This window comes from Pseudoalteromonas sp. TAE79 (genome assembly GCF_000498015.1).
Taxonomy (GTDB): domain Bacteria; phylum Pseudomonadota; class Gammaproteobacteria; order Enterobacterales; family Alteromonadaceae; genus Pseudoalteromonas.
Map to the genome: position 1 here is coordinate 1 of NZ_AUTL01000079.1, position 16936 is coordinate 16936.

16 protein-coding genes and 1 pseudogene are annotated in these 16936 nt (G+C 38.9%); 10 read left to right on the plus strand and 7 right to left on the minus strand.

Annotation, left to right across the window (positions count from 1 at the left end):
- The coding region (locus L655_RS0103500; RefSeq protein WP_024605253.1) for a group II intron maturase-specific domain-containing protein at window positions 1-312 on the plus strand (312 nt) is incomplete at its 5' end.
- 181 nt (window positions 313-493) lie between these two features.
- Window positions 494-2245 carry a DEAD/DEAH box helicase gene (locus L655_RS0103505; RefSeq protein WP_024604114.1) on the plus strand — a complete coding sequence of 584 codons (1752 nt, stop codon included), beginning with the start codon at window positions 494-496 and terminating at the stop codon, window positions 2243-2245.
- A gap of 35 nt (window positions 2246-2280) precedes the next feature.
- Here L655_RS0103505 and L655_RS0103510 read toward each other — a convergent pair whose 3' ends face one another.
- Window positions 2281-2616 (minus strand): ribonuclease E inhibitor RraB, encoded by a 336-nt coding sequence (locus L655_RS0103510; RefSeq protein WP_024604115.1) that lies wholly within the window; start codon window positions 2614-2616, stop codon window positions 2281-2283.
- A gap of 214 nt (window positions 2617-2830) precedes the next feature.
- Here L655_RS0103510 and L655_RS0103515 point away from each other — a divergent pair, with 214 nt between their 5' ends.
- Genes L655_RS0103515 through L655_RS0103525 form a run of 3 tightly spaced genes read left to right on the plus strand, consistent with a single transcriptional unit; the run spans window position 2831 to window position 9185 of the window.
- The gene (locus tag L655_RS0103515; protein ID WP_024604116.1) at window positions 2831-4558 is read left to right on the plus strand and encodes an autotransporter assembly complex family protein; all 1728 of its coding nucleotides are present in this window, start codon (window positions 2831-2833) and stop codon (window positions 4556-4558) included.
- The gene (locus L655_RS0103520) at window positions 4558-8247 is read left to right on the plus strand and encodes a translocation/assembly module TamB domain-containing protein (protein ID WP_024604117.1); all 3690 of its coding nucleotides are present in this window, start codon (window positions 4558-4560) and stop codon (window positions 8245-8247) included. The genes L655_RS0103515 and L655_RS0103520 overlap by 1 nt, the downstream gene beginning before the upstream one ends.
- 32 nt (window positions 8248-8279) lie before the next feature.
- Window positions 8280-9185 (plus strand): peptidylprolyl isomerase, encoded by a 906-nt coding sequence (locus tag L655_RS0103525; protein ID WP_024604118.1) that lies wholly within the window; start codon window positions 8280-8282, stop codon window positions 9183-9185.
- 255 nt (window positions 9186-9440) lie between these two features.
- Here L655_RS0103525 and queF read toward each other — a convergent pair whose 3' ends face one another.
- Window positions 9441-10286 (minus strand): NADPH-dependent 7-cyano-7-deazaguanine reductase QueF, encoded by an 846-nt coding sequence (gene queF / locus L655_RS0103530; protein ID WP_024604119.1) that lies wholly within the window; start codon window positions 10284-10286, stop codon window positions 9441-9443.
- A gap of 59 nt (window positions 10287-10345) precedes the next feature.
- Between queF and syd the strand changes: the two genes are divergently transcribed.
- Window positions 10346-10885 carry a SecY-interacting protein gene (gene syd, locus L655_RS0103535; RefSeq protein WP_024604120.1) on the plus strand — a complete coding sequence of 180 codons (540 nt, stop codon included), beginning with the start codon at window positions 10346-10348 and terminating at the stop codon, window positions 10883-10885.
- Window positions 10886-10948: 63 nt separating this feature from the next.
- Here the strand turns inward: syd and L655_RS0103540 are convergent, their stop codons facing one another.
- The 3 genes from L655_RS0103540 to L655_RS0103550 all read right to left on the minus strand — a co-directional run bounded on the left by L655_RS0103540 (window position 10949) and on the right by L655_RS0103550 (window position 12335).
- On the minus strand, window positions 10949-11722 hold the full coding sequence (locus L655_RS0103540) for a Zn-ribbon-containing protein (protein ID WP_002958242.1): 774 nt from the start codon (window positions 11720-11722) through the stop codon (window positions 10949-10951).
- A gap of 13 nt (window positions 11723-11735) precedes the next feature.
- A complete protein-coding gene (locus L655_RS0103545) occupies window positions 11736-12002 on the minus strand; it encodes a hypothetical protein (protein WP_024604121.1) in 267 nt (88 codons plus the stop codon).
- A 96-nt stretch (window positions 12003-12098) separates the two neighbouring features.
- Window positions 12099-12335, minus strand: coding sequence for a DUF2789 domain-containing protein (locus L655_RS0103550; protein WP_024599764.1), 237 nt, complete (start codon window positions 12333-12335; stop codon window positions 12099-12101).
- 315 nt (window positions 12336-12650) lie between these two features.
- Here L655_RS0103550 and L655_RS0103555 point away from each other — a divergent pair, with 315 nt between their 5' ends.
- Window positions 12651-13304, plus strand: a complete 654-nt coding sequence (locus L655_RS0103555; protein ID WP_024604122.1) for a GNAT family N-acetyltransferase — start codon at window positions 12651-12653, stop codon at window positions 13302-13304.
- A 741-nt stretch (window positions 13305-14045) separates the two neighbouring features.
- Here the strand turns inward: L655_RS0103555 and L655_RS0103565 are convergent.
- Entirely contained in the window at window positions 14046-14345 is a 300-nt protein-coding gene (locus L655_RS0103565; RefSeq protein WP_002963032.1) for a DUF3301 domain-containing protein, read from the minus strand.
- Window positions 14346-15374, minus strand: a complete 1029-nt coding sequence (locus tag L655_RS0103570) for a DUF3549 family protein (protein ID WP_024604124.1) — start codon at window positions 15372-15374, stop codon at window positions 14346-14348.
- 104 nt (window positions 15375-15478) lie between these two features.
- Between L655_RS0103570 and L655_RS0103575 the strand changes: the two genes are divergently transcribed.
- From L655_RS0103575 to L655_RS01000000124985, 3 genes and pseudogenes are all read left to right on the plus strand, one after another.
- Window positions 15479-15799, plus strand: coding sequence for a YqcC family protein (locus L655_RS0103575; protein ID WP_024604125.1), 321 nt, complete (start codon window positions 15479-15481; stop codon window positions 15797-15799).
- A complete protein-coding gene (gene truC / locus L655_RS0103580; protein ID WP_024604126.1) occupies window positions 15792-16556 on the plus strand; it encodes a tRNA pseudouridine(65) synthase TruC in 765 nt (254 codons plus the stop codon). The genes L655_RS0103575 and truC overlap by 8 nt, the downstream gene beginning before the upstream one ends.
- A pseudogene (locus L655_RS01000000124985) lies at window positions 16556-16936 on the plus strand (flavodoxin domain-containing protein); the annotation flags it as partial. The gene truC and the pseudogene L655_RS01000000124985, both read left to right, overlap by 1 nt.

The following is a 16936-nucleotide window of genomic DNA, read 5'->3' on the forward strand; positions in this document are numbered from 1 at the left end:
GTGCGCGGTTTTGTAAATTATTTTAGTATAGCCAATTGTAAGCGAGAGCTAAAAGCCTTGGCAGGTTGGATCAGACGAAGACTAAGGGCAATACAGCTGAGGTTGTGGAAGAAGCCATCAAGGCTACATCGACGACTAAAGCAGTTAGGGAAAAAGCCACCGTTTAAGTTCATAAAGATGAACTCGTGGCGTAACTCACTAAGCCCTTTATCTTGTGTATCGATGCCAAACCAATGGTTTGAGGAGCTTGGTTTATATCCAATAGAAAAAGTGAATACGGGATGGCTTGCTTTATCAGCGTTTAGGAAATAAGTTGATAAAATGTGAAGGGTACAGGAGCCGTATACGAGGTCCGTACGTACGGTTCTGTGAGAGGGATGAGGCATAAGCCTCACCCTACTCGATGTTTACCTCTCAATAAAATATAATTAAAGTCTAAATGTCATAGCAGTAATTTGCTAAAATCCCCTTATTAAAATCTATTTGTTTTCCCATGAGCTATAAACTAAGACCTTACCAACAAGAAGCCGTAGAGCGCACCGTTTTACACTTTAGAAAGAGTAATGATCCTGCCGTTATTGTACTACCAACCGGCGCAGGTAAGAGTTTGGTTATTGCTGAACTTGCGCGTATAGCTAAGCAAAAAATATTAGTGCTTGCTCATGTAAAAGAGTTGGTAGAGCAAAATTCGCAAAAATATAAAAGCTTTGGTTTAGAGGCGAGTATATTTTCAGCAGGTTTAAAAGAAAAGTCATTAAACCATCAAGTAACGTTTGCTAGTGTGCAATCACTTTCTCGTAATTTAAATAAATTAAATGAGCATTATTCGTTACTTATTATTGATGAATGCCACAGGGTGAATGGGGATAAAAAAAGTCAGTACGGTAAAGTAATAAACAGTTTAAAAGAATATAACCCTCAGTTAAAAGTATTGGGTTTAACAGCAACACCTTATCGGCTAGGAACGGGGTGGATATACCATCATCATTATCATGGCTTTGTTAAAGGGACTAAAGAAAGCCCGTTTAAAAGTTGTATTTTTGAATTGCCGCTCAGGTATATGATCAAACATAATTATTTAACGCCGCCAAACGAAGTTGATGCAGCGATTAGCCATTATGATTTTTCGTCCTTAGATAGTAATGCATTTGGGCAATACACGACTGATGATATGAATGCGCTTTTAAAAAACAGTGAGCGCGCAACGCAGGCTATATTACAGCAAGTAATTCAATACAGTGAAGAGCGCGAAGGGGTTATGGTTTTTGCCGCCACGGTAATGCATGCCCAGGAAATATTAAGCTACTTGCCAGCTCATCAAAGTGCACTAATCACAGGTGATACGCCAAACACTGAGCGCGATAAAATCATTAAGCAATTTAAAGCTAAGCAATTAAAATATCTAGTTAATATATCGGTACTAACAACCGGCTTTGATGCGCCACATGTCGACTTTATAGCTATTTTAAGACCTACAGAATCAGTTAGTTTATATCAACAAATTGTGGGGCGAGGTTTAAGGTTATCCGAATCAAAAACGGATTGCTTAGTAATAGATTATGCTGGCAATGGTTTTAATTTATTTCACCCAGAAGTAGGTGATAAAAAAGGCGATAGTGATAATGAACCTGTGCAGGTACTTTGCCCAGGTTGTGGGTTTGCGAATATATTTTGGGGTAAAATAGACTCCACTGGCAAAGTAATAGAGCACTTTGGCAGGCGTTGCCAAGGCCTGTTAGAAGATGATGAAGGTACAAAAGAGCAGTGCGATTATCGTTTTAGGTTTAAAGAATGTGAGCAGTGCGGCGCCCAAAATGACATTGCGGCACGTCAATGCCATGATTGCGGCGCGGTAATGGCCGACCCTGATGATAAGTTACGTAATGCATTAAACTTAAAAGACGCACTTGTGCTTCGATGTAGTGGGTTGTCGGTTACTCAAATTAAAGATGAACTTATTAAAGTAACGTATTTTGATGAAGGTGGCGCAAGTTGCGATGAGGTATATAATCTCGCAAATAAAGGCGGGCAATTTATATTTAATAAGCAATTTGGTCTACGAGTAGGACTTGGACAAACACCTATTAATTTTAAAACTGCAGCGCAAGTAGTAAGCGCACAATTTGAATTAGTACCACCAGATTTTGTTATTGCACGAAAAAGCAAAAAGTATGGTTGGAAAGTGGCTGATAAGCTATTTGACTATAAAGGCAATTTTAGGAAGGCAAATCAGTTAAGCCGTTAAGCTTAACTGATAGAGTACATTGGACTAAAAGGCAATTAAGCTTCTTCACCGTCCATTAATCCCCAGCCGTCACCATATCCATTAAAGCTATTAGCAATGCTTTCAATGTATTGCTCAGCTTGGCCTAAAAGGGTGTGCTCTGGCACCATTTGTACTTGAGTGATTACTTCCCAAACGCCAGTGTCTTTACATTTTTCAAGCTCAGCCTTTTGAACTAATGCATCAGAGACTATTACTTTAGCAAATTTTTCAGCATCGGCTTCTTGTTCAAATAAAATAAAAAAATCGACTTGGTGCATTTTATTTAAATCAATGCCAGCAGCGGCTATTTCGGCTAAAAGTTGGCCGTTATCATCATCAGGGAATTGCATTAAAAACTCATTTAAAATTAATTTTTTATTCGTAGGCACTATTGTAACTAAAATATTGTCTTAACGCGTACTAATTTTAATTATGCTGATGCTTATTCAAAGTTAAATTTACGCGTTAGATTGTCATTAAGTTAATGTGTTGCTCATTATGGCTATGCTAATATGCGTGTAATCAGCCAGTTTTATGTAAGATATTAAAAGTAAGGATATTTACTTGTTTATTAAGTTTTTACGTTGCATATGTGTTGTGAGCGCTTTAATTGCGACAAATAGCTATGCGGCAGAAAAAGTCATAGAAGATTACGAAATTAAAGGGTTAAGTGGTGATTTAGAAAATAACGTAGCCCTTTATCTCAAGCAATTAATTGGTGAAAAACCAACCCGTACACTTCGTCGTTATGCCCAAAAGCAAGTACAAAATAGCATTAAAGCACTTGGTTATTATAGCCCGACCATCGAGGTTATTTATGATAAAGACGACAGCGAGCTAATTGTTAAAGTTGAGCGAGGTCCTGCAACTCGCATAGAAGCAATTAATATTACGCTAAACGGCGATGGCCAAAATGATACTCAATTACAGGCATTAATTAAAAATACCAACTTAAAACAAGGTGATGTTTTAAATCATGGTAGATATGACTCTGCTCATAAAAAAATAGAATCTATGCTATTGGAGCTTGGCTATTTTGATGCAAAGTGGCCAGCGCGCAAATTAGAAGTGTCACTTAAGAAAAATAGTGCTGTTATTACTTTTGTAATTGATACTGGGGTTAGATATCAGTTTGGCGATATAAAAATTGCCAGTAATACGCCTGCTGAAAAATACATACGCTCGCTTGCGCCTTTTACTCAGGGCCAACCTTATAAATCAACACATATTGCTGATTATAATTTAGATCTATCAAGCACCCCTTATTTCGCAAGCGTGCGTGTTTATGCTGACATTGCAGCACGTAAAAATAGCCAAGTTCCTATTAAAGTAGATGTACTCCCTAAGCCCGCTAATAGCTATGAAGTTGGTGGCGGCTATAGCACTGACTTAGGACCCAAAGTGCGTTTTAAATGGAGTAAACCGTGGATCACAGAAGACGGCCATTACCTCGAAACTAATCTAAATGTGGCACAAAAACAGCAAGATATTTCCATGGCCTATACAATTCCAGTTGATGATCCTAATGATGATTTATGGCGTTTCTCTGTTGGCTACAAGTTAGAAGATGAACTAACAAACGACACTTACAGTGAAATACTCACGGGGCAAGTTCAGCGACAATGGTTGACCGAAAATAAGTGGGTGCGTACTGCATTTTTACGCCGCGACCAAGAAACTTATCGCATTGGTGATGAGCCTGAAGAAAGCACCGAAATGTTAATGCCCGGCATTAGCTACGCGCGCAAAAAATCAAAAGGCGGCACGACTCCTTATTGGGGCGAGCAGTGGCTTATATCTGCTGAGTTTGGTTTAGATGATGTACTTTCGAGTACTAATTTGATTAGGGTGCAAATGCAACATGCATGGTTACGTACTTATGTAGATAAGCATTTAGTGTTTTTAAAAGCAAATGTAGGTGCAATGCTAGTTGATGATATTGAAAACGTACCTTACTCACTGCGTTTTTACGCAGGTGGCGATCAAAGTGTTCGTGGTTTTGCGTACCAATCAATATCGCCAGAAAATGATGATGGCGACCTCATCGGTGGTAAATACTTATTAACCAGTACAATAGAGTACAACTATCAGTTTGCTCAAAACTGGCGCGCGGCTTTATTTGTTGACGGTGGTACTGCGACGAATGATTTTTCTGATGACTTTGAAGTAGGCGCTGGTTTTGGTTTTCGTTATTTAACACCCGTTGGCCCTGTGCGTATAGATCACGCTTGGGGATTAACAAAAGAAAGTAAAAGCACACGTTTAAGTATTACCATAGGGCCAGAAATTTAATGTCAGTATTAAAAAAGATAACAGCCGCCGTAAGTGCTATTTTTGTCACGTTAGTTGTTGCACTATTTTGTTTGTTATTTACCGCACCCGGTAATCAATTTATTGCCTATAGTGCAAACAAAGCCGTAGATGGCCTACATATTGAAATTAAAGATGGCCGTTTTATTTATAATGATGCCTTTAATGTGCGCTTTACTAGCAATGGCTTGGATTTTAATGCTCAACAATTGAAAGTTGATTTGTTTTGGTGGCAATGCGATGGGATTTGTATAGATAACTTAAGTGCTAAATCTATAGATTTAACGTTACCAAAAACTGCAGAATCACAAGAAGAAGCCCCGACAGAGGCGCTTGAAAAAATCAGCTTACCTTTTAATATTGCTGTAAAAAATATTGCGATAAACAAATTTACTCTAGAGCATCCAAGCGCAAACGTAAGTGTGGATAACTTTAAACTCTCAGCAAAAGCAGAGGGCTCTAAGCTCACGGTTAAAAGCCTGAATATCCCTACCATACTGGTTGCTTTAAAAGAGCAAGAACAAGACGCGAAAACACAAACTGCGCAAAATGCTCAAGCGCCTTTAACGCATCTACCTGCTTTGCCTAATATAGAATTTACTTCGCCACTTGATTTAGTCGTTGAGGACTTTGAAATAGCTGAAGTTACGATAGAACAAGGCGAAGCCCAGCATGTTATTGAAAATATAGCGCTGCGGTTAAATGTAGAAGATGCGGCTGTTAATTTAGAGTCATTCTCAGCAAAGTATGAACAGTGGCAGCTCAATACACATCTTAACGCTGAGCTTGCAGGAAGCTTACCTTTAAAAGGGAGTGTTGTTTTACAAAGCGATGAACACCAAGCTAACTTGGAGCTAGGTGGCGACTTATCAAACCTAAACTTAAATTTAGAAACACAGGGGCAATATCCACTTAATTTAACGGCAACAGCAAATTTAAAGCAAAAAAACTACCCGTTTGAGTTAAATGGCAAAATTAAGCAGTGGCTTATTGATGCACAAAGTAATGAGCTTAAAGTACGAAATGTTAACCTTAACGCACAAGGTAATGCTGACGACTATCAGCTTAGCCTGCAGGCGAATAGCCAACTAGGCGCTTACCCAGCTGTTGACTTAAAGACCCAATTAAAAGGCAGTCTCACCAAAGCAACATTACAAGCGCTAAGCATAAAAGCGAACGAAAGCAGTGCAACTATAAAAGCCAATGTTGATTGGCAAAAAGGAATACAGGCTAGCTTTAACGGCACGCTTGCTAACTTAAAAGCGCAGTACTTAACTGACGCTGTCACTAGTGATATTTCAGGGCAGTTTAAAGGCTCGTATAATGCCGCAGCTGATGCGTGGCAGCTACAAATGGATAATACAAAGTTAAGCGGATTACTTAACGATGTACCACTAGAATTTGCTTCAAACTTTAAGCTCGATAATACGTTAAAAGCGAACATTGATAGCTTTTATTTAAGTAGCGGCACCAACAAGTTAGTACTAAGCGGACAAGTTGATGATACTTGGCAGGTTGATGGCAAAGTAACGCTAAAAAGTGATGAAAAAGCTAATATTCCATTTACTGCTGATGGCAACGCAAATTTAAAAGTGAGAGGTGAGCGATTAACGCCCTCTGTTGATTTAGCGTTAATACTAGATCGCTTTATTTTTGATGAAATAAACATTAATAAATTATCAGTAAAAGGGCAGTTAGATACCGCTGCCGATTGGCAAACGGATATATCGGTAAGTGTTGGTTCGGCGCTTGTGGCCGACCAAAAAATTAATAGCGTTAAAATTGATGCCAGCGGCGATAAAACTGATCACCAACTTACGGCATCAGTAGATGCCGAGCAAGGCAGTGTAGAGCTGGAAGTTAATGGCAAAATTAATAATACCACTTGGAATGGCGAGCTTAGCAATATAACACTTAGTGATAAAAAGCTAAGCTTTAGTAACACTAAAAATATTGCCATTATGGTTAATACTCAAACCAGCGACTTTAATGTAAGCGCGCATTGTTGGGCATCTGAGCAAAGTGAATTATGTATAGACACGCTAGCTCAAACAAAAGAACTTGGTCAGTTAAATGCAAAATTAAGTAATTTAGCTCTTGAGGAGCTTAAGCACTTTTTACCTAATAGCATTCGTACTCGCGGTAATATAGCGGGCGATGTTGCACTTAATTGGCAAAGCGGTGCGCTTAAAACATTACGCGCAAATATCGATTCTAGCGACTTAGAAGCGGTGCTTACCTCGGAAGAAGATCGTTTTAAATTACCAATCGAAACTCTAACTGTTAGTGCATTTTCAGACTCTCAAGTTGGCAAGCTTGAAGCTAATTTAGAATCAAGTGTGCTTGGTAAAATAATCACACAAATTGATATTGACGACATACAAAATACGCAAGCGCTTAACGGCACTATTAATATTGATAAAATACTCCTTTCAGACTTACAACCATTTCTTGAAACCCTCGAGCAGTTAAAAGGTGATATTAGCGGAAAAATCGCATTAGCAGGTACGTTAAAAGATCCATTATTAAATGGCGAGCTTAATGTGAGCGATATTAGTTTAGAGGGCGAGCAATTGCCTATAGCGCTGCAAAAATCAAATTTAAACGTATTGTTTGATAAAACAACAGCCACAATAAAAGGCAACTTAAACGACAATCAGGGCGGTAAAATAAATCTCACCGGTGACGTTGATTGGCAAGGTGCGCAACCTGCTGTAAATGTGGCGGTAGTTGGCGAGCAGTTTTATGTACGTGCGCAGCAAGGGGTTACTTTTAAAGTATCGCCGGATTTAAAAATAGGCTTGGCTAATAATGCACTCAAGCTTGCTGGTGAGGTAGTTGTGCCTTACGGTCGTATAATGATTGAAGAGCTCCCAGAGGGCGCAGTGCAAGTTAGCGATGATGAAATTATTGTTGATCAAAAAACCGAGGCCACCGAAACAGTTCCGTTTGATTACGACATAGATTTAAAAGTGATTGTTAAAAACGATGTAAAAGTAGAATCGTTTGGCTTGGAATCAAAAGTTGCGGGTGATTTAGCGATAAAAATGAGTCAAGGTGCGCCAATTATAGCCACAGGTGAGCTTAACTTAATTGAAGGTACTTACTTAGCTTTTGGGCAAGATTTAATAATCAGCACCGGGCAAGTAGGTTTTAGCGGTTCAATTGAACAACCATTTTTAAATATTAAAGCAATACGTAACCCAGATACCACTGCAAATGGAGTCATTGCAGGGGTTACGCTTACGGGTAATGTTGAACAACCAACGCTTAAAATATTTTCTGAGCCTGCGATGGATCAAGCTCAAGCACTTGCATATTTACTTAATGGCCAACCTTTAGGCGATGGAGAAAGTTCGTCAAGCGATGCTATGCTCACACAGTTATTACTTTCTCAAGGGGTTAGCCGCAGCGAAGGGGTTGTTTCTAAGGTAGGTGAAACCTTTGGGTTGTCAGATGTAAGTTTAAGCTCATCAGGTAGTGGTGATAGTACCAAGGTAGAAATATCAGGATACGTAGCACCCAGTTTGCAAGTTAAATATAGCGTGGGTGTATTTGATTCGCTCAGTGAAGTGGCTGTTCGTTATCAGTTACTTTCACAGTTATACATAGAGATAACAAGCGGCCTATATCAAAATGTTGATGTGCTATATAAGTTTGATTGGGAATAACCAAAGCTATAATAATTATAAGGATATAAGCGATGAAAAAAATTATATTGCCAGCTCTGCTTAGTGTTTTATTGAGCGGTTGTGCTCAACAACTAGGTAATGGTGTTGCTAATCAAGAGCTACCTTTAATGAGCGCGAGTGAGGTAATTGCTAGTGCAACAGATAATGACTGGCGAGTAGTGAACGCCCAAAATATTTTAAAGGTAACGCTGCCAACGGGCGATGCGTATATTGAACTTAATGAACAGCTTGCCCCAAAGCACGTTCAAAATATTAAAAAGTTAGCGCGAGAAGGGTTTTATAAAAATACCAGCGTTTATCGGTTTGTTGAGGGTTTTGTTGCGCAAGGTGGCGACAGCTTGGGTAAAAAGTTAATTAAAACTGCGGTTAAAACAGTCCCTGCTGAGTTTTACTTAACAACAAACAAACCACTTATAATTACTGAGCTAAATGGCGACGGGTATGCACCAGTTACCGGTTTTTTTAACGGCTTTGCAGTAGCTCAAAACTCAGCACATACGCAAACATGGCAAGTGCATTGTAGTGGCGTGTTTGCAATGGCGCGCGACAACGATATAAATAGTGCGAGCACGGAGTTTTTTGTAACAATAGGGCAAGGCCCGCGCTACCTTGATAAAAATATTACGGTGTTTGGTCGAGTGCTAGAAGGTATAGAGCATTTTAACCGTTTAGCGCGCACACCAACTGAAGGGAAAGCATTTAATCCAATTACTAATATACAAGTCCTTGGCGATATACAAAGCGATAAAAGTATATTTAAAGTGATGAAAACAAACTCATCGGTGTTTAAAAACTTAATAAATGCTCGTAAAAACCGTGTTGAACCATGGTTTGTTAAAGCACATAACTACGTTGACGTGTGTGGTATGCCCATACCCACTAAGCGTGAAGTTATACCAATCCGCAATAATACTTAATCATTTTGCGGGGCTAAACGTGTCGTTACCTGCGTTAAAAAATTCTCATTTACGACTGTATGGATGCAGAAGGTAGAGCAATGCAGGAGCAATTGCCGAGAACAACTAAATAGCGAGTTTTTTGCCTAGCTATCAACACGTTTTCCCAGCCTCAAAATAGCTCACTTAATTAAGCGAATTGGTATTAATTAAATATACAAATAGAAAAGGAGCCTAGGCTCCTTCTTTAATACTCATATTCCAGTTTAAAACAACCTACTGACGATTAATTTTAACTGCAAATGGCGTATCGTTATAATGTGTAGAGCGATACGGGTTTATATCAAGCCCGCCGCGACGAGTATAACGCGCGTAAACCTCTAACTCTTTAATATTAAGTTGTGTTGTTAAATCGCTATAAATACGCTCAACACACTGCTCATGAAATTCGTTATGTGTTCTGAACGAAATTAAGTAACGCAGTAACGACTCGCGACATATTTGCTCGCCTGTGTATCGTATAATTACACTTGCCCAGTCAGGCTGGGAGGTAATTAAACAGTTCGATTTAAGTAAATGGCTATAGAGCGTTTCAGTCACTACTTCATCGCTTTTTGCTTTAAGTGAATTAGCATCAATATCGTAATTACTAATCTCAATATCTAAGTCATCAATACATTCACCTGGCAGCGCCGTACATGGTAAGCAATTGTAATCATCAGGATTATATAAAGTCACTTTGACAGGGCTGTTAACCGCGTTTGATAAATCATCAATTAAGTGCTGTTTTACTACATCAATGCTTTCAAATCGGGTTTGGTTAAAGCTATTTAAATAAAGTTTAAACGACTTTGACTCAATAATATGGCTGCTTTGGCATTCAAAGGTAAATAAGGCTACGGCAACTTGCGGTTTACCTTTATTGTTTAGCCATGAAAGCTCGTAACCTGTCCAAATGTCTTGGCCTTTAAATGGAAGCTCTGCTTCGTCAATATTTAAAGCATCACGATTTAGTTTGCGCGCAATAGGGAAAAGCAAGCTTGGCGTGTACACATCTACATACTCAGTAGATTGGCCTAATACGCTACCTTTAAGGTCTGGAGAATTGCTGTAATCTGTCATGTTTGCTCTTAAATAGTTACAATAGGGACATTATATCTAATTTAAATGAGTTTCACAGTATGTCTGTTGCATTGCTTATAGAACAACTTCATCAAACATTTAGCGAAAATACCCTGAAAAATACCGCAAATTACCCACTTATTGCGCACGACGAGCAATGGCCAAGCCCATGTGAAGTTGGTGAGGTTGACGAGCAAGGAAATATTCAATGGCAGGGGGCGCGTCAGCAACCTGCAGGTTCGCTTAATGATTTAGCCAGTGCACTAGAACTTGAGTTTCCAAAAGAGCTTAGCGAGCTATACGGACATATGTACGGTGGAAGTATTTTAGCAAGTATTGATGGGCATCAGGTTGAATTACTACAAGCATGGAATGAAGAAGACTTTAATTTGCTACAGCAAAATATCACGGGCCACGTGTTAATGAAACGCAAGCTCAAGCAGCCAGAAACAGTGTTTATTGGTTTAACAGATCAAGATGATTTGCTAGTGAGTGTATTGGTGCACACTGGCGAGGTATGCTTAGAGCACGTAGGCAAAAAAACACACCATGTACTTGCACCTAACATTAATGCTTTTTTAAAGGCGTTAGAGGTTTAAAACGTGTTTAATAAATCAGCTTAGCGTTATCACTAAGCTGATTTTAAGCGCTTATTAAAGTAGTTACTGAAAATCCCACGATATATTAGACACCAAGCCACACGGCTCACACCTAAAGTCGAATAACCCAAACCACGATTCAGGTAATTTCCAGTCGCCATTACAACTAGGGCACTTTCGTTCAAGTTCAGACGCTTTATCTACGCCGCCTACACGGTATAAATAATAATAGGTTGGCTTTTTAGTTAAAAAACTAATTCGCTTTGTTATGTCTTTTCCGCGTCTGTATAAGTCGCTTTGAATACTCGATATTTCTTCAAGCGCCGGAAACTCACAACGGGTTGCGCCATTAATTTGGATTTGATCGCAGGCTTGCCAATCTTCTTGCCATTTTATAAGCGTTTTATAGTCACCATTAGCAATTGCCGGAATACGAAATAGCGGCACAGGCAAAAAGTCATCACCACAATAAAGCGGGCTGCACGTATGCACATAGGTTGTATATAAAATATAACTTGATGGTTCTTTGCAGCAATCAGCGCCGTTGGAGTGAATATCTTGTCCAATCACTTTTACTTTTGGCGCAAGTAGCCCAGCACTATGTAATTTTTCGATACTGTGCTTAACAAACGGGCTGTTATTTAGCGGGTGCATTGCATCTTCAGTAGGGCACATTACACGGGTAATAAAAAATCCATCTTTTAAAACGGTTGGAAATTCTTCACCCATTATTTGACCATTAAAACGCAGTGCATTGACTAAGCGATTTATTGCCTGTTCGGCTTGTTCTAAGGTGGTGTCTTGGTAGCAATCAAAAGTTAAATCAACAACGAACATTTATAGTCTCAAATTATTTTTGTTCTAGCAGTGCAAGAAGTTTATCGAGTTTTTGCTCAATTCTATCTAATTGACTTGTTTTAAGCTCAGTATTATCTGACTGCTGTGGGTTTCTCATGAAGTTATTAATTGAATCAGGATTGTTTTTATATTGGCTTACTGCTGCAATAATCATCGGCATAGGAACCGGTTGCGCCAAACGGCTTTTAGTTAGTGCTACAGTAGGGGCTTTGCCTTCATCAAGAAGGGCTTTAATTGCATCAAATACAACTGAATTCATTAGATATATAACTCTTTAATAAAATAAATACGCAGCATATAAATGCTGCGCAGATGCTATGTTAGCAATAAATAAGGGAGGGTACATTAAATAAAGTTACTTACTTTGACGAATGCGTACATCTAACTCGTCAATTACTTCACACCAATCACCGTCTTGTGCAAGCGATTCAGCTAAAAAGTGCTGTTGTGCTTCATCCCAAAAAGAAGCTTCTTGGAGTAGCGTTGTGTCTTCTAATTCATGTGAGGCAATAAATGCATCTATTTGTTCATCAGAATTAGGTAATCCAAGTTGTGCAAATAGTGTATTGATGTCGTGTTTAGTCGTATCCATGATATTGCTCCTTATACCAGTTTTATTAAAAACATGACCATTCTAGCGTATTAAATAGCTCACTTACTGCGTTAAAAATTATTCATATAGAACAACTATATGTCATAATTTTCGCCTTGTTATTGTGCTATTTTCCTAGCGCTATAATAGAACACTCATTTAATGCAATTGGTATTAACTAAATGAAAACTTAATCTAAGGACTAACTCTACTCCTAGCTAGTTAAACTCTCGCTGAATTTACGGTTAATAATTTTAGGTATATAGTTAGGTATAAAGTTAAATAGTCTATAGCTAAAATAATAAAGGAAATACAATGAGTGTAACCACGCCAGCTGATACGTTCAGCGTACAGTATTTAGCCGCAGAAGATATTAGCACTGCAGCGAGCTTAATTTATCAGGCTTACCATGACGATCCTGTATTACTAAACATGCTTAGCTACAATGACGGAAATAAATCAGTTTACGAAAAAAAATTACGCTCATTAATTCGCGAAGAGCTCAGTAGTTTTTGGCAAGAAAAGCAGCCATTAATTGGTTTATACCGCAACGATAAATTAAAAGCAGTAGCGTGTGTATTTGAATCTAATAGCCAATTACAAGCGCAGCGTTATTGGCACTGGCGTTTAAAATTAATGCTGAGTGCGGGCTACTTACAAACAAATCAATTAATAGATAAAGAACAAAAAATTAGAGATGCCCTTAAAGAGAAAGGCAATTACTACTTTTTAGCTTTTATTGCCGTAGATCCGCATTTTCATGGGCAAGGGTTTGGTCGTTACTTACTACGAGGGCTTGATGATTTAGTTAAATGTAACACTGAGTCAATGGGGATGGCTGTATTTGTAACGCGCAAAGAACACACTGAATTTTTTAAAACCGAAAAATTTGAAGCATTTAAACACCTTACTTTTAACCAAGTAGAGGGCGAGTTACTGTTTAAATCAATAATTGAGCCAACTATTTAAAATTATAATGTAAGCCAATGCGCCCAAACGGACATAAGACCGTGAGATATATCTTACAGTGTCGTGAGCATTCTCAGTTAAAGGCTATTAATAAGTAGCCTTTTTTCATTCAAGCTATTGTTATTTAAAGTCTATTTTTATTTTTCATTTTTGTGACGTTTATTTATTTAATGTTAAGTCCTATTTCTCCCCCCTGATTGCTTTAAACTTCTCTTTGTCAAGACGACATAGCTCAATGATTGAGTAACTGCCAAGGATACGGAATAGGCAACATAGCAGACGCTAGCAGGAAGCATAAAGGACAACCTAAAACGGATACAAGGAAGAATAAGGAAGTGCATGAAGCACTTAGTAGCTAGGAGTTACTTTAGGATAATCACGGATGACGCTACAGGAAGTAGCAGGAGCGTTAGTTTACGCAGGACGGCCAAGATGGCAAGTGGACATTGCAGGATGCAAAAAGTGGCAGGAGCTACTTAAAAGGATTACCAAGGATGATGCTACGATATGTAGCCAAACGATAGATTTCGTGGGTATGCCAAGGTGGCTATGGATATTGCAGGATGCAATGTGAGGGTAAACAAGGTTGTTTACTCGTTCAGGGGATGATAATACGGATTTAAGATAATGGATATCTAGCAGGATGCAGTCCAATTGGGGCGTAACTTTAGTTACGCCTTAGTTTTTTGTGTTGAATTAAATTTATTAATTTAAGACACACACTCTTAAAGTATATTAAGTTTATATTTTATGCGGTGGAACAACCACACTTTTCAAAAACTCATTCTCCATAATTAACACACCTTGATAAGCATTTTCACCGTCGCTTGAAAACTCAAATATAAATTCACTTTTAATGCCTGGCTTGCCGTTCTTTAAAAAACCAAAGCGGCGTTTTGTGCATGCAACACTCATCAACTGCACCTGCAGTTGCTCACTTTGACGTTTAGCATGAACGTTCGCCGCTTCAGCAACCTTTCGGTTAAGCCAAAATAAGTAAATTACACTACCAATAAGTATGAACGTCCATAAACTTGCCATTTAAGAGAATAACCTTCCAATTGCACGCGCGAGGGTTTCGCTACGATTTTCTTTACGTAATAAGCCTAATAAATGCGGGCGAATAGTCGGTATTGCAACTAAGTCAGCAAAAATACTTGGAAACAATTCTTCAATTTTTTGATGATGCGCGCAATTATCCATAAATACATGTAAGCGTTCAGGGTTTTCTAATTGCTTAAAACACCGCCCAGCTATTGTTAGTAACACGTCAGAGTCGTGCCTCACTGGTGAGCTTAGTACAGTATCGACTAATTGAGCGCATAACCCTTGAGCTTGACCTTTTGAAGCTGATCTTAGTGCTGCGGTTATAGCCACTGTGTCGTTGTTACTAATAGCACCCTGCGTGTAATCAACAAGTAACTCACTCATTGATGTTGGTATTTCAACGTGTTCAAGCATGGCACTGAGTGGTTGTAGTACTTCAATAGGTAAATGCGCCCATGCTTTTTGCAGATTACTTAAGTTTGTATCGCTGTCTAAGCGTAGTGCAAAATCGGCAATACCCTGTAGTGCAACACTTTGCCAATTATCAAAACCAATTTTACCGCTAAAGTACAGTTGTGCATGCTCGTAATACTGCGATGCAGGCTGTTTTAATAGTACTTTTACTTGAGCGTTAAATGCCGCTAATTTATTTGCGTTTGGTGTAAAAACATAAGGGTTATTATCAAGCTTTCCATCGGCTTGTTCGCCTGTAATTTTAGTGCCTAGCGCTTGAATAACCATATCAGCAAAGTGATCTCGACTAGCACTTACCAGCATACTTTGCTCATCAAGTGGAAATTTTAAAAACCATACATACGGTTCTTTACTGGCTTTAGTATCCCAAAATTGAATAGCGAGCCATGCATGACCAGCAAGTGGATAAGGGTAAGGCACTTGAGCTTGTTCAATAGCTAAAAATTGTTTTTTATCAAGCTTAGTAATGTGCCTGCCAATATCAAAAGCACGCCACTGAGTACCCGCACCATCTAAAAGCTGACCTAATGTAGCTATTTGATCACTCATTGTTTTCTCAACTGTTTTTACTGCAAAATTACATTAATTATACGTCATAGCCGCTTGTGAGGGAACAGGGTATAATTGCATTACATATATAAAAGAGGGTGGTTATGTACCAGCAAACCCAAACTTATTTAGTGCAGCTAACGGCACTTTTACAAAAACACGCGCTTTGGCAAAGTGAGCCAATAGACGCTGAGGCACTGCTTTCAAAGACCCCTTTTTGTCACGATACAATGGCATTTGAGCAGTGGTTACAATTTGTATTTATTGAAAAAATACAGCAATTAATAACACATAGGCAACCACTGCCGCGTAACTTTGCTATTGCCCCTATGGCGCAAATGACACTTGTGAATAAAGCCGGAAGCGATGAAATTATTGAATTACTAACAGCCCTTGATACCTTTTTAGGAGAACCGAATGAGTGAGCGTCTAGCGCCTATTGAATATGGCGAGCTGACTATTTTGTATCAAGATGAAAACTATGTGGCAATAAATAAGCCTTCAGGTTTATTAGTGCATCGCTCGTTTTTAGATAAACACGAAACCCAGTTTGCTATGCAAATGTTGCGCGACCAGCTAGGTCAACATGTATTTCCAGTACATAGGCTAGATAGACCTACGTCGGGCGTATTGCTGTTTGCATTGAGCTCTGAAGCAGCTCGCGATATGAACCAGCTATTTATTGAAGGTACTATTGCTAAGCGCTATTTGGCTTTAGTACGCGGTTTTGCGCCAGAGTCAGTATTTTTAGATAAACCGCTTAAAGAAGAACTTGATAAAATAGCCGATAAGTTTGCAGATCAAGATAAAGCACCGCAAGAAGCGCAAACCCAGTTTAATTGCTTGCACCAAGCTGCATTGCCTATCCCTATAGGTAAGTATCCAACAGTACGTTACTCGTTAGTTGAGTGTTTTCCAAAAACCGGGCGCAAGCATCAAATTCGCAGACACTTAAAGCACTTATCACTGCCTATCATTGGTGATGTAAATCACGGTGATAACCAGCATAATCAATTTTTTAGGGATCATTTTGAGCTAAGACGCTTAATGTTATTTGCAACAGAGCTTAGTTTTGTGCACCCTTATAGTAATGAATCAATAACAATTAAAGCGCCACTAGGTGAAGACATGCTTGAAATATGTAAGCAGCTAGGTTGGCCAGAGCAAGAAAAGGATTATTAATGGCACATATTAGTATTTTTGTAGGCAGCGTTAATGGCGGNCAGCCACAATAGAGCAAGCGGGTCATACTGCTACAGTAATTACAGAAGCATCGCTTGAAGATATAAAAAATGCATCGCATATTTTAATTGTTACCTCCACAACAGGCCAAGGTGATGTACCGGGTAATTTGGCCGGATTGTACTTTGCAATGAATAGCACTTTCCCAATGCTTACCGGTAAACCGTTTGGTGTAATTGCAATGGGTGACAGGTGCTACGGCGATACATTTTGTGGCGCAGGGCGAAGCTTTGACGAGCTACTTCGTGATTTACAAGCAAAGCCTGTGGGCAACCGCCTAGAAATAGATGCATGCGAAGATTTTGAACCATGGCCGGTAG